The organism is Streptomyces flaveolus (genome assembly GCF_000716535.1).
Classification (GTDB): domain Bacteria; phylum Actinomycetota; class Actinomycetes; order Streptomycetales; family Streptomycetaceae; genus Streptomyces; species Streptomyces flaveolus_A.
In genome coordinates this window covers 266749-282210 of record NZ_JNWV01000010.1, presented here as the reverse complement: position 1 = coordinate 282210, position 15462 = coordinate 266749, and the positions used below count along the sequence as shown (strand labels likewise).

Genomic DNA, 15462 nt, shown 5'->3' with positions numbered 1-15462 from the left:
TCCCGGCTCTCAGACGTTCCGGAAGCGGTTGATGGCGTCGATGTGCTTCGCGCGCATCTCCTCGTCGCGCACGCCCAGGCCCTGCTCGGGGGCGAGGCACAGGACGCCGACCTTGCCCTGGTGCAGGTTGCGGTGGACGTCGTAGGCCGCCTGGCCGGTCTCCTCCAGGGAGTACGTCTTCGACAGCGTGGGGTGGATCTTGCCCTTGGCGATCAGGCGGTTGGCCTCGTACGCCTCGCGGTAGTTGGCGAAGTGCGAGCCGATGATCCGCTTCAGGGACATCCACAGGTACCGGTTGTCGTACTCGTGCATGTAGCCCGAGGTCGACGCGCAGGTGGTGATGGTGCCGCCCTTGCGGGTGACGTAGACGGAGGCGCCGAAGGTCTCGCGGCCGGGGTGCTCGAAGACGATGTCGATGTCCTCACCGCCGGTGAGTTCGCGGATGCGCTTGCCGAAGCGCTTCCACTCCTTGGGGTCCTGGGTGTGCTCGTCCTTCCAGAACTTGTAGCCCTCGGCGTTGCGGTCGATGATCGCCTCGGCGCCCATCGAGCGGCAGATCTCCGCCTTCTGGGGCGAGGAGACGACACAGATCGGGTTGGCGCCGCCCGCGAGCGCGAACTGCGTGGCGTACGAGCCGAGCCCGCCGCTCGCGCCCCAGATCAGGACGTTGTCGCCCTGCTTCATGGCGGCACCGTTGCGGGAGACCAGCTGGCGGTAGGCGGTGGAGTTCACCAGGCCCGGGGCCGCGGCCTCCTCCCAGGTGAGGTGCTTCGGCTTCGGCATCAGCTGGTTCGTCTTGACCAGCGCGATCTCCGCGAGGCCGCCGAAGTTGGTCTCGAAGCCCCAGATGCGCTGCTCGGGGTCGAGCATGGTGTCGTCGTGGCCGTCGGGCGACTCCAGCTCGACGCTCAGGCAGTGCGCGACGACCTCGTCACCGGGCTGCCAGGCGTTGACGCCGGGGCCGGTGCGCAGGACGACGCCCGCGAGGTCGGAGCCGATGATGTGGTACGGCAGGTCGTGTCGCTTGGTCAGCGGCGACAGCTTGCCGTAGCGCTCCAGGAAGGCGAACGTCGGCACCGGCTCGAAGATCGAGGTCCACACCGAGTTGTAGTTCACCGAGGAGGCCATGACGGCCACCAGGGCCTCGCCCGGGCCCAGCTCGGGCACGGGGACCTCGTCCAGGTGGATCGACTTGCGCGGGTCCTTGTCGCGGGTCTCCAGGCCCGCGAACATCTCCGTCTCGTCCTTGTGGACGGTGATCGCGCGGTACGAGTCGGGGAGCTGCAGGGCGGCGAAGTCGGCGGACGTGGCGTCCTTCGACTGGATCGCGTCCAGGATGTCCTTCACGGTCACGGTGTTGCCTCCGGCGGGTGAGCGCCCTGAGGGAGGGGCGCCTAAGGGTTCGTCGGTGCTGTCAGTGCTGCTGAGGGTGGTGAGGGTGTGCCGTCGGTCCGGCTCGGTGGTGCTTCGGCAGCGCGTTGTGGCGCGGGAGGTTGCCTGTGACGCAGGCGTTCGGGCGCGCAGGTGATGGTCTGCGGGGACAGCCCGGACACCTTCAACGTATGACACCGCGTGTCACCCCGCAAGGCACTGAGTGCCAGAACTTCCTCTCAAATGAAATCTTTACTTGACAGATGAGCGATGATCGATCGAACGGGCCTGTGCCGGCGGGTCAAAAAGGGCGCTGACATGCAAAAACGGCCACCCGGAGGGTGGCCGTTGTCACAGGGGGAAGGGCGGGTCAGCGCTCCTTCAGGGCTTGTTCGATGGTGCGCATGACCTCTTCCAGGGGTGCGTCGGTGCGTGCGACGGTCACCAGCACCTCGCCCTCGGCGGAGGCTGCCACCGGCGCGGAGGCGGCCGGCCGGGAGGCCGTGTCGCGGCCGGCCCCGATCCCCGTGCCGAAGGTCTTGCGCACGATCGCGAAGGCGTGGTCGAGCTGTGCCTCCACGTCCCCCTGGCCGCCCGCCCGCAGCCAGCGCCTGAGGACGTGGTTGTGGGCGGTGACCACGGCGGAGGCGGCGACCTCGGCCAGCAGCGGATCGTCGTTGGCGTCGTCGGCGTGCGCGTGCTCGTCGAAATGGCCGAGCAGATACCGCGTGAACAGGCGCTCGTACCGGGCCACCGAGGCGATCTCGGCCTCACGAAGGGTGGGCACCTCGCGGGTGAGCTTGTAGCGGGCGACCGAGATCTCCGGCCGCGCCGCGTACATCTTCATGACCTCCTTGATGCCCCGGCACACGGTGTCGAGCGGGTGCTCGTGCGCGGGCGCGGCGTTGAGGACCGCCTCCGCGCGGATCAGCGTGTCGTCGTGGTCCGGGAAGATCGCCTCTTCCTTGGAACGGAAGTGGCGGAAGAAGGTGCGCCGGGCGACGCCGGCGGCGGCGGCGATCTCGTCGACGGTGGTGGCCTCGTACCCCTTGGTCGCGAACAGCTCCATGGCTGCTGCCGCCAGTTCTCGGCGCATCTTGAGCCGCTGGGCGGCGGCGCGACTGCCTGCGGCACTTTCCGGCGCGTCGGGCGTAGCTGGTGTACGGGAGGACTTGGCGGGCTGGGACATGACCCGAACGTACTGCATGTGCGCAGCTCGATGCGCAGGTCCGGGGTGTCCCCCGCCCCCGGAGGGCGGGGGAGAGCCGGACCGGGCGGACGGGGGAGAGCCGCCCGGGTCGAGCAGTCCGCCCCAGTCCGCCTCCGTCCGGAACCAGTCGCCGACGCCGTCAGCGGCGGGCATACTCGCGGAAGCCGCGGCCGGTCTTGCGGCCGAGGCAGCCCGCGGCCACCAGGTGCTCCAGCAGGGGCGCCGGGGCCAGACCGGGGTCGCGGAACTCGCGGTGCAGCACCTTCTCGATGGCCAGCGAGACGTCCAGCCCGACCACGTCCAGCAGTTCGAAGGGGCCCATCGGGTAGCCGCCGCCCAGCTTCATCGCCGCGTCGATGTCGTCGAGGGACGCGTAGTGCTCCTGCACCATCTTGATCGCGTTGTTGAGGTACGGGAACAGCAGCGCGTTCACGATGAAACCGGCGCGGTCGCCGCAGTCCACCGCGTGCTTCTTGATCTTCGCGCAGACCTCGCGCACGGTGGCGTGGACGTCGTCCGCCGTCAGCACCGTCCGCACGACCTCGACCAGCTTCATCGCCGGTGCGGGGTTGAAGAAGTGCATCCCGATCACGTCCTGCGGGCGTGAGGTGGCGCGGGCGCAGGCGACGACGGGCAGCGACGAGGTGGTGGTGGCCAGGACCGCGCCCGGCTTGCACACCTTGTCCAGCGTGGCGAAGAGCTGCCGCTTGATCTCCAGGTCCTCGGCGATCGCCTCCACCGCCAGGTCGACCTCGGCGAAGGCGTCGTAGGAGCCGGCCGGCGTGATCCGGTCCAGGATCAGGGCCGCGGCCTCCGCGGTCAGCCGGCCCTTGTCGACGGAGCGGGAGAGCGACTTGCCGATACGGGCCTTGGCGGCCTGCGCCTTCTCCTCGCTGCGGGCGGCCAGGACGACGTCGTAGCCCGCCTTGGCGAACACCTCGGCGATGCCGGAGGCCATGGTGCCGGAGCCGGCGACGCCCACCGAGCGCACCTCGCGGCCCGCGGCCGCCGAGCCGCCCGTCGCCGGGGTCAGCACGTCCGGCACGACCGTCCCGCTGCCCGGCGCCTCGTAGGTGTAGAAGCCGCGCCCCGACTTGCGGCCGGTCAGGCCGGCCTCGCTGAGCTGCTTGAGGATCGGGGCGGGGGCGTGCAGCCGGTCCCGGGACTCGGCGTACATGGCCTCCAGGACCGTCCGCGCGGTGTCGATGCCGATCAGGTCCAGCAGGGCGAGCGGGCCCATGGGCAGGCCGCAGCCGAGCCGCATGGCGGCGTCGATGTCCTCCCGGGAGGCGTACTTGGCCTCGTACATGGCGGCGGCCTGGTTGAGGTAGCCGAAGAGCAGTCCGTCCGCGACGAAGCCGGGGCGGTCGCCGACCGCGACCGGCTCCTTGCCCAGCTCGATCGCGAGGTCGGTGACGGCGCCCACGGCCTGCGGCGCGGTCAGCACCGAGGAGACGACCTCGACCAGCCGCATCGCCGGCGCCGGGTTGAAGAAGTGCAGGCCGAGCACGCGCTCGGGACGGGCCGAGTCGGCCGCCAGCCGGGTCACCGACAGCGCGTTGGTGCCGGTCGCCAGGATCGTCTCCGGACGGACGATGCCGTCCAGCTCGCGGAGGATCTGCCGCTTGATCTCGTACGACTCCGGGGCCACCTCGATGACGAGGTCGGCGTCGGCCGCCGCGGTGAGGTCGGTGGCGGTGCGGACCCGGGCCAGCGCCCGGGCGCGCTCCTCCTCGGTGAGCCGGCCGCGCGCCACGGCACGGGCGGTGGCGGCCTCCAGGGTGGCGAGCGCCTGCGCGGTCCGCGCCTCGCTGATGTCGATGCCGATCACCTCGCGGCCGGCCTTCGCGAGGACCTCGGCGATGCCGGTGCCCATGGTGCCGAGGCCGACGACGGCGATCGTCTTGAGCGGGGACGGGGACAGAGCTGAGTCGGACAGGGGAGTGGCCATCGCGGGACTCCAGGAATGAGGGTGACGACGAGGAGCGCGCCGGGGGCGCCGGAGGGCGCACCACGGGGCGAGAGGGTGCGGGTGTTGCCGGGCTGCGAGCGCACACGCCCGGGGTGCCGGTGCCACGGGCGTGCACACGCCCGGGAGCGGCGGAACTTCCGACCGGCTCTGTCCCGAAGCCGGGTCGTACTGCGGTACACACGGCGTACCGAACCGACCTGCTCGCTCGCGACGGCCGCGTCACCAAACCGTCGCCAGCGGAAATGCGAGAGGGTTACTCGCTCGTATGAGCTTAACCGGCGGGTAACGAGCGCGCTAGTCCCCGATGGCCAACCGACTTTGTGATGTACCTCCCTCGGCCGCCGCGACCCGCCTACGCTGGACCTCGTGGACGAAGAGTTGCGATCACTCACGGAGCGCTTACGGCAGGAGTCGGGCGGCTCGGCCGCGTTCCAGCACCTGCTGGCCACCGGGGACCACGACGAACTGGCGGAGGTGCTCACCGCGCCCGGACAGCCGCTCTGGGCCAGGGAGCTGGCCGCGTTCCGCCTCGGCCGGGCGGGCGACCGGCGGGCCTTCGAGTCCCTGGTGCTGCTGCTCAACCACCGCGACCCGCCGCGCTGCGCCTCCGCCGCGCACGCCCTCGCCCGGCTCGGCGACCCGCGCACGGCCCGGGCCGCCGCCGCCCTCGCCACCAACGAACTCCGCGTCGCCTACGCCCTGCACCCGGTGCGGCTCCTGGTGGCCCTGCGCGCCCCGGAGTCCGTGCCCGCGCTGATCACCACGCTGGAGCGACGGCTGCGCCCGCACGACCCCTACCGGCGGGTGGCCCTCGCCTGTGTGGAAGGCCTGGGCGCGCTCGGCGACGCCCGCGCCCGGCAGGTCCTCACCGAGGCCCTCGCGCATCCCGCGCTCGCCGAGGCAGCGGTGCACGCGCTGGCGCGGATACCGGAGCAGCAGCCGAGCTGACGCCCGGTCAGCCGCCCAGCGTCTTCACGTACCGCACCTCGGGCACCGGCACGCCGTCCACCTCGAAGGGCTCCTCGGCCCCGTCCGGGCGGAACCCGGCGCGCTCGTAGAAGCGGCGGGCGGGCGCGTTCTCCTTCAGGACCCACAGGAGCATGCGGGGAAACGCCCGGCACCGCTCGGCCGACGCGGCCAGCAACGCCCGCCCGATCCCGCCGCCGAGCCGGGCCGGGTCGACGTAGATCGCGTACAGCTCGGCGTCGCCGGTGCGCCTCTCGCCGTCGCGGTACGGCCCGTGCGCCGCCCATCCGACCACCGCGCCGTCCCGCTCGGCGACCAGGTTCACCACGGAGCCGTTCCCTTCGGCGAACCAGGTCCGTCGCCGTTCGGCGTCCGCGGTGACGCAGAGCCCGTCGAGGTACGGCTGGGGCATGAGCCCCCGGTAGGCGTGCTGCCAGCCGCGGATCCGTATCTCGGAGACGCGCTCGCAGTCGGCGAGGGTCATCTCCCGGACCGTCGGCGAACTCACGGGGCCACCACCGCGAGAGCCTCGACCTCCAGCAGGAACTCCGGCGCCACCAGCCCGGCCACCTGGACCGCCGAGGAGGCGGGCAGGCGGTCGTCGGGTATGTGGGCGGCGCGGGCCGCGCGGATCGCCGGCATGTGGGCCATGTCCGTGACGAAGTACGTCAGCTTCACCACGTCCCCGAAACCGGCCCCCGCCGCGGCCAGGCAGCGCCGCAGGTTCGCGAACACCTGCCGGGCCTGGGCCGCCGGGTCGCCCGCCCCGACCAACTCGCCGTCCTTGTCGAGGGGAAGCTGGCCGGAGACCGCGACGAGACGGCCGGTCGCGGTCACCACATGGCTGTACTGGGCGGCGGGGAACACCCCGGCCGGGGCGGGGATACGGGTCGGTCCACCACCGGCCCGAGTCGGTTCGCTCATGCCCCCCATGATGGACCACCCCACTGACAACGCCCCCGACGGACCAGGCCCGTTGCCGGGCACGAGCACGCCACCCTCCGGCGGAGGCCGAGGCTGTGTCGGGTTGGGTGACGGGCCGGGTGTGGGGGCCTTGCCCGCAGGTGGAGGCCGAGGCTGTGCCGGGTGCGGGGGCCTCGCCCACCGGCGGAGGTTGAGCTGTGGCGGGCTGGGTGTGGTGCCGAGTGCCTGGCGTGGCGCCTGCCGGTCGCAGCCGAACCTTCAGCTGTGTCGGGTGGCGGGCGCGGGTGCGTGGCGAACCGGCGGAAGCGGGGCCGCCGACGGGTCGCGCGCGTTGCCCGGAGTCTGGTTCGTCGTCTGCCGGTGGAAGGTCAGCCTCCGAGGGGCCGCGCGTGTTGCTCGGCGTCTGGTTCTGTCGGCGGAAGGGCAGCCTCCACGCGGCGCGCCCGGTGCCCCGCACCGGGCTCGTCGGTCTGCCGGTGGAGGGTCAGCTTCCGACGGGGCGCGCGCGGGCCCCGCGCCTGGCTCGTCGTCTACCGCCGGAAGGCCAGCAGGCCGTGCAGGGTCGAGCCGCGGGACGTCGTCGACGCCGACTTCGCCTTCAGCGGCTTGGGGCCGGGGGACTTCGGGCAGACCGCGTCCACCGCCCCGCGGCCGCGCGGCACCCTGCCGTCTCCCAGGTAGGCGGCCAGGTGCTTGTCCAGGCATGCGTTGCCGCTCAGCGTGACGCCGTGGTTGCCGCCGCCCTCCTCGACCACCAGGCTGGAGCGGGCCAGCAGCCGGTGGGCCGTGGCGCCGCCGGAGTAGGGGGTCGCCGCGTCGTCGGTCGCCTGGAAGAGCAGCGCCGGTGGCAGCGTGCCGTTGGTGATGTCCACCGGCCGCAGCGGCGCCGTCGGCCAGAACGCGCACGGCGCGTTGTACCAGGCGTTGCTCCAGGCCATCACCGGCGCCTTCGCGTACACGCCCCAGGCGTCCGAGCGCCACCGGTTCCAGTCGCGCGGCCAGGCCGCGTCCCGGCACTGCACCGCCGCGTAGACGCTGTAGCCGTTGTCTCCCGCGGCGTCCACGGCACCGAAGTTCCGGTACGCCTCCACCAGCGGCCCGGTGTTTTTGTGGTGGACCCAGGCCGCGAACGCCTCGGCGAGGGAGGGCCAGTAGCCGTCGTAGTAGGCGCCCGGCGTGAAGGTGTCCTCCAGCTCGGCGGCGCCGACCCGGCCCCCGGCCGGCTTCTTCGCCAGGGCCGCCCGCATCGCGTACCAGCGGGCCGCGATCTTCTCGGGGTCCTTGCCCAGCTTGTAGCTTGCGTCATTCTTGGCGATCCAGGCCATCAGCGCCCGGTGGCGGTCGTCGAAGGCGTAGTCCTGGCCGAGGTTGTCCTCGTACCAGACGCCCTTCGGGTCGACGATCGAGTCCAGTACCAGGCGGTGCACCCGCCCGGGATACAGCTTCGCGTAGACCGCGCCCAGGTAGGTGCCGTAGGAGTACCCGAAGTAGCTGATCTTCCGGGCGCCGAGGGCCCGGCGGACGGCTTCCAGGTCCCGGGCCGCGCTGACGGTGTCCAGATAGGGCAGCAGGTCGCCGTACTTCCGGCCGCAGGCCGCGGCGAAGGACCTGGCGCGGTCGAGACTGGCCCGCTCCAGCGCGGGCGTGGCCGGTACGGAGTCGGGGCGCACCGGCTTGAAGTGGCCGGGCACGCAGTTCAGGGCCGGCCGGCTGCGGCCGACCCCGCGCGGGTCGAAGCCGATGACGTCGTACCGGGCCGCCACGCTCTTCGGCAGCGACGAGGCGACGAACCCGGCGAGCGACAGACCGCTGCCGCCGGGGCCGCCGGGGTTGACCAGCAGCGGGCCCTGCGAGGCCCGCGCGGTGTGCGGGACGCGGGACAGCGCGATGGTGATCCGCCGCCCCGACGGGTCGGCGTGGTTCAGCGGCACGGTCAGGGACGCGCACTGGAGCCTGGGGTAGTCGGTGATGCCGCACTTCTTCCAGTTGAGCTGCGCCGGCCGGGCGGCCTGCGCGGGTGCGGCCGTGACCGCGCCCGCCAGCACGGTGGCGGCCGCGGCGGCGCACAGCAGGGCTGCGCGTGTTCTCATACGGGTCCTCCCGGGACGGAGGTCTTCGGCGAACCGCGAGGCTCACGGTTCTCGCCGGATCGTCCCGGAGTCGGGGCCCTGAAGAACGCGTTGCGGTGATACGTGACCCGATTGGGCCGTGGGATGCCCTCGAACGACCCTGGGCGTCCTCACATGAGGCTGAGCTGGACCGGTTCCGGCTCGGTGGGGGCCGGTGCCGGCTCGGCCGGGCGGATCCGGCGGGCCAGGCCCGCGCGCGCGGGCCCGATGCCGTACTCCTGCGCCAGCTCGTGCACCTGCCGGGTGATCCGGCGCTGGTACCACTTGGGCGCGTAGGCGCCCTCCGCGTACAGCCGCTCGTACCGCCGCACCAGGTGCGGATGGTGCTGCCCGAGCCAGGCCATGAACCACTCCCGGGCGCCGGGGCGCAGATGCAGCACCAGGGGTGTGACGGAGGTGGCCCCGGCCGCCGCGATGGCCCGTACCGTGGCCCGCAGTTGGGCCGGGTCGTCGCTCAGGAACGGGATCACCGGCGCCATCAGCACTCCGCAGCCGATCCCGTGCTCCCCGAAGGTGCGGACCACGTCCAGCCGGCGCTCGGGCGCGGGCGTGCCCGGCTCCACCGTGCGCCACAGCCCGGCGTCCAGGAAGCCGACGGAGACCGAGACGCCCACGTCCGTCACCTCCGCGGCGCGCACCAGCAGGTCCAGGTCGCGCAGGATCAGGGTGCCCTTGGTGAGGATCGAGAACGGGTTCGCGTGATCGGTGAGCGCGGAGATGATGCCCGGCATCAGCCGGTAGCGGCCCTCGGCGCGCTGGTAGCAGTCGACGTTGGTGCCCATCGCCACGTGGTCGCCCTGCCAGCGGCGGGAGCCGAGCTGGCGGCGCAGCACCTCGGGGGCGTTCACCTTGACCACGATCTGGGTGTCGAAGCCGATGCCGGTGTCCAGGTCCAGGTAGCTGTGCGTCTTGCGGGCGAAACAGTAGACGCACGCGTGCGAGCAGCCCCGGTAGGGGTTGACCGTCCATTCGAACGGCATGCGGGAGGCGCCGGGCACCCGGTTCAGCACCGAGCGCGCCCGGACTTCGTGGAAGGTGATGCCCTGGAACTCGGGCGTGTCGAAGGTCCGGGTGGTGACGGCGTCCGCGCCGAACAGCACGGCGTCGGCGGCCCGGCCGTGTTCGCTCTCGTCTGTGAGGTTCTCCCAGCGCATGACGCCTCCTCGCTCGCACTGCCCACAGAATAGAACACATGTTCCCATGATCGTGCGAACTCGATTTGGGCGGCCGGGCGCCGGGGTGGTTGGCTTGCCCCAACCCCGAGGAACCAGGTCGTGGAGGAACGCAATGGCGCAGGTCGAGGCCACTACGGAGCGGGTCGTCGCGGCGGACGCGGAGAAGGTGTTCGACGCCCTCGCCGACTACCGCGGCACGCGGCAGAAGCTGCTGCCCGAGCAGTTCAGCGAGTACGAGGTGCGCGAGGGCGGCGACGGCGAGGGCACCCTCGTCCACTGGAAGCTCCAGGCCACCAGCAAGCGGGTGCGCGACTGCCTGCTGGAGGTCAGCGAGCCCACCGACGGCGAGCTGGTCGAGAAGGACCGCAACTCCTCCATGGTCACCACCTGGCGCGTCACCCCCGCCGGTGAGGGCAGCTCCCGCGTGGTCGTCACCACCACCTGGCAGGGTGCCGGCGGCATCGGCGGCTTCTTCGAGCGGACCTTCGCACCCAAGGGCCTCGGCCGGATCTACGACGCCGTGCTCGCCCGGCTCGCCACCGAGGTCGAGAAGTAGCCCAAGCGCCCACCGGTGAAGGGGGATTGACCGCCGGCCGACCCCTTCACCGGTTCGAGTGCATCTCCGGGCCGTACCGGATCGTGCCGTAACTCGCCGCAGATGTTCGCAGTTGTCGCCTTACGCGGGAAATGTGAACGGGTGTGACGAGGGGAGCGGTACGTGGGCGGGACGACACTGGTGAAGCGGGAGCCGGTCGTGGCGCCGGCCGCCGGCGAGGAGACCGCGACCGCACCGCCGCCTCCCGCGCCGCCCGCCGGACTCGGGCCCCGCCGGGTGCGGTTGGTGTTCCTCGGGCTGATGCTGGCCCTGCTGCTGGCCGCCCTCGACCAGATGATCGTCGCCACCGCGCTGCCGAAGATCGTCGGCGAACTGCACGGCCTGGACAAGATGTCCTGGGCGATCACCTCCTACCTGCTCACCTCCACCATCGGCCTGCCGGTCTACGGCAAACTCGGCGACCTGGTCGGCCGCAAGAGCGTCTTCCAGTTCGCCATCGCCGTCTTCGTCCTCGGCTCCGCCCTCGCCGGCCGGGCCGGGACCATGGACCAGCTGATCGCCTTCCGCGCGGTCCAGGGCGTCGGCGCCGGCGGGCTCATGATCGGTGTGCAGGCGATCATCGCGGACATCGTGCCGCCCCGGGAACGCGGCCGGTACATGGGCCTGATCGGCGCCGTCTTCGGTCTCGCCTCCGTCGCCGGACCGCTGCTCGGCGGCTACTTCACCGACCACCTGTCCTGGCGCTGGTGCTTCTACGTCAACGTCCCCTTCGGCCTGGTCACCCTCGCCGTCATCGCCGTCGTCCTCAAACTCCCCAGACCGCGCACGCGCGCCCGGCTCGACGTCCTCGGCGCGCTGCTGCTCGCCGCCGCCTCCACCTGCCTGGTCCTGCTCACCAGCTGGGGCGGCACCGAGTACGCCTGGGGCTCGCGGCAGATCCTCGGCCTCGGCGCCGGCGCCCTCGTCGCCACCGTCCTCTTCCTCGTCACCGAGCGCTTCGCCGCCGAACCCCTCATCCCGCTCAGGCTGTTCCGCGACTCCGTGTTCAACATCAGCGGCCTGGTCGGCCTGGTGATCGGCGTCGCCCTGTTCGGCGCCGCCAGCTATCTGCCGACCTTCCTGCAGATGGTCGACGGCGCCAGCGCCACCGAGTCCGGACTGCTGATGCTGCCCATGATGGCCGGGATCGTCGGCGCCTCCATCATCGGCGGACAGCTCATCAGCCACACCGGCCGCTACCGGATCTACCCCGTGCTCGGCGGCGCCGTCGCCACCGTCGGCATGTGGCTGCTGTCCCGGCTGGAGACCGACACGCCCCGGCTGCACTACAGCGTCTGGATGGCCGTCCTCGGCGCCGGGATCGGCCTGGTCATGCCCGTCCTCGTCCTCGCCGTGCAGAACTCCGTCCGCCCCGCCGACCTCGGCACCGCCACCAGCGCCAACAACTACTTCCGGCAGATCGGCGGCAGCGTCGGCGCCGCCGTCTTCGGCACCCTCTTCGCCGACCGGCTCACCTCCTCGCTGCGCGAGGAACTGCCCCCGCGCGCGGGCACCGGACTGCCCGCCGCCGACTCGATCACCCCGCAGCTCGTCCACGCGCTGCCCCCGGCCCTGCGCGACGCCTACATCCGCGCCTACGCCGACGCGATGCCCCGGATCTTCCTCTACCTGGTACCGGTGCTCGCCCTCGGCCTGCTCATCGCCTTCTTCCTCAAGGAGAAACCACTGGTGTCCCACAACACCGCCGAAACGGAGCCGCAGACCGTGACCGCCTCGATCCCCGGGGCCCGGGCCCCGTACGCCGCCGGGGTCCCCGTCTGCGGCACCGTGCAGCACCCCGACGGCACCGTGGTGCCCCGCGCGGCCCTCACCCTCATCGACGTCGCCGGACAGCAGATCGGCCGGGGCGCCAGCGGCGACGACGGGCGGTACGCGCTCAGCACGCCCGGCTCCGGGTCGTACGTGCTGATCGCCGCCGCCGGCGGGCACCAGCCGCAGGCCGTCTCCGTCACCGTCGGCGAACGCCCCGTCGAACTCGACGTGGTCCTCGGCGGCGCCGGCCGCCTCGCCGGCAGCGTGCTCACCGCCGACGGCAGTCCCGTCCGCGACGCCACCGTCACGCTCACCAACGTGCACGGCGAGGTCGTCGCGAGCACCCGCAGCGGGCGCGAGGGCGGCTACGTCATCACCGAACTGGTCGCGGGCGAGTACACCCTCGCCGCCAGCGCCCCCGCCTTCCGGCCCGCCGCGCTCCCGGTCACCGTGCAGGCCTCCCGGGAGACCCGCCAGGACGTCGAACTCGCCGGCGGCGCCGTGCTGAGGGGCACCGTCCGGGCGAGCGGCGGACGGCCCGTGGAGGACGCGCGCGTGACCCTGCTCGACGCCGCCGGCAACGTCGTCGACACCCTCACCACCGGAGCCGACGGAACGTTCCGGTTCGTCGATCTCTCCTCCGGCGAGTACACGGTCATCGCCGCAGGTTACCCGCCGGTCGCCACGGTGTTGCAGGTCGCGGGGGGTGGCCGGACGGAACGCGATCTCCAACTGGGCCACGAGGACTGAGCGGGGCGCCCGCTCGCCGCGCCGGCGCGATCCGGTGAAACCAATTCCAGGATTGCCACACATCGCGACCGGCGGTCGTCTTACCGTAGTGGCGGGCGGCACAGATCGTTTGCGGACAGCCGTGGGGAGAGAGGGCCTGGGCCATGGACCGTGGCAGCGAGCGGGACACAGCTCCCGGGCGCGGCATCGGCGAAACCGCCGCGGGCCGGATTCCGCTGGCCGTGGTCGTCGTCGACCGGGCCGGGCTGGTGTCCCACTGGAGCACCGGCGCGCGGCGCCTGTTCGGCGTGAGCCGTGAGGACGCCGTCGGACAGCCCGCCGCCGACCTGCTGCCCGTCTCCGGCGCCCTGCCGGAGGACCTCCAGGACGGTGCGGTGCCGGACGCGTACGAGGCGTACGACGGACCCGGCCCCGACCTGGAGACGTCGCTCGGCGGGCACAGCGGCTACGCCACGGCCGGCCGCGCCCGCCTCTGCCCGCCCCCGCAGGCGCCCGGCGGCGAGCGGCTCGACGTGCTCTGGTGGGCCTACCCGCTGGTCGGCCCGGACCCCGCCCGGCTGCTCGTGCTCGCCGCCGACGCCAGCCGGCTGCGCGACGAACGCGGCTACGACGACGAGACCGCCGAACGCGTCTCGCCCGGCTTCGCCCGCCACACCGAACTGCCCGCCCCCGACGAGCTCGAACGGCGGCTGCCCGAGATCCTGCCCAACATGGGCCCGGGACTCAGCGCCCGCATCGTCGCGCAGGTCCTCGAACTGGGCTACCCGGTGCTGGAGTTCAGCCAGTACGACCGGGTGCCCGTGACCCCGTACTGGGGCGTGCCCCGCCGTCCGGGCCGCAGCCGCGCCGAAGAAGCCGTGGTACCGCAGCAGCGGGCCGCGGCCGTGGTCCCGGCCGGCGCCGAGCAGGACCTGGAGTACGCCGCCGTCCGCGAGCGGCTGGAGTTCCTCAACGAGGTCAGCTCCGGCATCGGCTCCTCCCTGGACCTCGGCGAGACGATCCGCGAGGTCACCAGCGCCGCCGTGCCCCGGTTCGCGGACTTCGCCGGCACCCATCTGCGCGCCGCGGTGCTGGCCGGCGAGGGCTTCCCGGACGGCCCGCCGGACGCCAGCACCGTGATGTTCCGCGTCTGGGTGGAGCACAACGACGAGCCGGGCCGCTGGGACGACACCGTGCCCGTCGGCGAGGCCTTCGCCTTCCCCGAGCACACCCCGTTCTACCGGTGCATGGTCACCGGCGAGCCGGTGCTCATCCCGAGGGTCACCGAGGAGCTGTCCGAGCGCATCTCGGGCGAGTTCGAGAAGCGCGACCTGCGGCCCCTCATCGGCGGCCGGTCGCTGCTGATCGTCCCGCTCAAGGCGCGCAACGTCGTCCTCGGCTTCATGGTGCTGATGCGCCGCCCCGACCGGCCGCAGTTCGACGACATGGACCGCACCACCGGTGCCGAACTCGCCGCCCGGGCGGGCCTGGTGCTCGACAACGCCCGCATGTACACCTACCAGGAGAACGTCGCCGACACCCTCCAGGACAGCATGCTGCCGCAGGTCAACCCGAGGATGGCCGGCTGCGACGTCGCCACCCGCTACCTGCCCGGCACCCGGCTCGGCCGGATCGGCGGCGACTGGTTCGACACCATCAAGCTGCCCGGTTCCCGAACCGCCCTGGTGGTCGGCGACGTCATGGGTCACGGGCTCAACTCGGCGGCGATGATGGGCCAGTTGCGCACCGCCGTGCAGACCATGGCCGCGATGGAGACCCCGCCCGCCCAACTGCTGCGCAGCCTGGACGACCTGGCCCGCAGGCTCGGCGACACCTACCTCGCCACCTGCCTGTACGCCGTGTACGACCCGATCCGCGGCGAACTGACCCTCGCGAACGCCGGTCACATCCCGCCCGTGCTGGTCCGCGCCGAGGACGGCAGCAGCGAACTCCTCGACCTGCCCACCGGGGCACCGATCGGCGTCGGCGGCGTCCCCTTCGAGGCCACGCGGGTCAAGGTGGCGCCCGGCGACCGGCTGGTGCTGTGCACCGACGGCCTGGTCGAGGTGCGCGGCTCCGACATCGGCGAGGGCCTCGCCGCGCTCTGCGAGTCCGCCGCCCACCCCGCGGCCTCCATGGACGACGCCTGCGACACCATCATCCGCGCCCTGAACACCCGCGGCGGACGCAAGGACGACGTCGCCCTGCTCATGGCCCGTCTCAACGGCATCCCCGACGACCACGTCGCCGAGTGGCGGCTCGACGCCGACCCGCGCGAGGTGGCCCGGGCCCGCCGCCTGGTCCGCGAACGGCTCCTGGACTGGGGCCTGCCGCAGGCCGTGGAGACGGCCGAACTGCTGGTCAGCGAGGTCGTCACCAATGCCGTCCGGCACGCGGAGAGCGACCGGATCGGGCTGCGGGTGGTCCGCACCGACGCGCTGCTGTTCGAGGTCACCGACGACGAACCCGCCCTGCCCGCCATGGTGAGCGCCGGCCCCTACGACGAGTCGGGCCGCGGCCTGCGCGTGGTCAGCCGGCTGGCCCGGGAGTGGGGCGCCAGCGCCAGCGGACACCGCAAGACCGTCTGGTTCGAGCAGTCCGTCACCACCGGCCACTGA

11 protein-coding genes are annotated in these 15462 nt (G+C 72.6%); 4 read left to right on the top strand and 7 right to left on the bottom strand.

Annotation, left to right across the window (positions count from 1 at the left end):
- Positions 1-9: 9 nt before the first annotated feature.
- The 3 genes from ccrA to OO52_RS13140 all read right to left on the bottom strand — a co-directional run bounded on the left by ccrA (position 10) and on the right by OO52_RS13140 (position 4532).
- Positions 10-1347, bottom strand: a complete 1338-nt coding sequence (gene ccrA, locus OO52_RS13150) for a crotonyl-CoA carboxylase/reductase (protein ID WP_030643660.1) — start codon at positions 1345-1347, stop codon at positions 10-12.
- A 394-nt stretch (positions 1348-1741) separates the two neighbouring features.
- Positions 1742-2560, bottom strand: a complete 819-nt coding sequence (locus tag OO52_RS13145) for a TetR family transcriptional regulator (RefSeq protein WP_196943648.1) — start codon at positions 2558-2560, stop codon at positions 1742-1744.
- 160 nt (positions 2561-2720) lie between these two features.
- Positions 2721-4532: a 3-hydroxyacyl-CoA dehydrogenase family protein gene (locus tag OO52_RS13140; protein WP_030643656.1), complete on the bottom strand. Its 1812-nt coding sequence runs from the start codon at positions 4530-4532 to the stop codon at positions 2721-2723.
- 387 nt (positions 4533-4919) lie between these two features.
- Here OO52_RS13140 and OO52_RS13135 point away from each other — a divergent pair, with 387 nt between their 5' ends.
- Complete coding sequence (locus tag OO52_RS13135) at positions 4920-5501, top strand: adenylosuccinate lyase (protein ID WP_030643654.1); 582 nt, start codon at positions 4920-4922, stop codon at positions 5499-5501.
- Between the two features lie 7 nt (positions 5502-5508).
- Here the strand turns inward: OO52_RS13135 and OO52_RS13130 are convergent, their stop codons facing one another.
- The 4 genes from OO52_RS13130 to OO52_RS13115 form a co-directional block, all read right to left on the bottom strand.
- A complete protein-coding gene (locus tag OO52_RS13130) occupies positions 5509-6027 on the bottom strand; it encodes a GNAT family N-acetyltransferase (protein WP_030643651.1) in 519 nt (172 codons plus the stop codon).
- Positions 6024-6443 (bottom strand): RidA family protein, encoded by a 420-nt coding sequence (locus OO52_RS13125; RefSeq protein ID WP_030643650.1) that lies wholly within the window; start codon positions 6441-6443, stop codon positions 6024-6026. The genes OO52_RS13130 and OO52_RS13125 overlap by 4 nt, the downstream gene beginning before the upstream one ends.
- Positions 6444-6973: 530 nt before the next feature.
- On the bottom strand, positions 6974-8533 hold the full coding sequence (locus tag OO52_RS13120) for an alpha/beta hydrolase (RefSeq protein WP_030643648.1): 1560 nt from the start codon (positions 8531-8533) through the stop codon (positions 6974-6976).
- Positions 8534-8682: 149 nt separating this feature from the next.
- The gene (locus OO52_RS13115; protein ID WP_030643646.1) at positions 8683-9726 is read right to left on the bottom strand and encodes an Rv2578c family radical SAM protein; all 1044 of its coding nucleotides are present in this window, start codon (positions 9724-9726) and stop codon (positions 8683-8685) included.
- Between the two features lie 133 nt (positions 9727-9859).
- Between OO52_RS13115 and OO52_RS13110 the strand changes: the two genes are divergently transcribed.
- The 3 genes from OO52_RS13110 (at position 9860) to OO52_RS13100 (ending at position 15462) form a co-directional block, all read left to right on the top strand.
- On the top strand, positions 9860-10303 hold the full coding sequence (locus tag OO52_RS13110) for an SRPBCC family protein (RefSeq protein WP_030643644.1): 444 nt from the start codon (positions 9860-9862) through the stop codon (positions 10301-10303).
- 162 nt (positions 10304-10465) lie between these two features.
- Positions 10466-12865, top strand: coding sequence for an MFS transporter (locus OO52_RS13105; protein ID WP_030643642.1), 2400 nt, complete (start codon positions 10466-10468; stop codon positions 12863-12865).
- Positions 12866-13008: 143 nt separating this feature from the next.
- Positions 13009-15462: an ATP-binding SpoIIE family protein phosphatase gene (locus OO52_RS13100; RefSeq protein ID WP_030643640.1), complete on the top strand. Its 2454-nt coding sequence runs from the start codon at positions 13009-13011 to the stop codon at positions 15460-15462.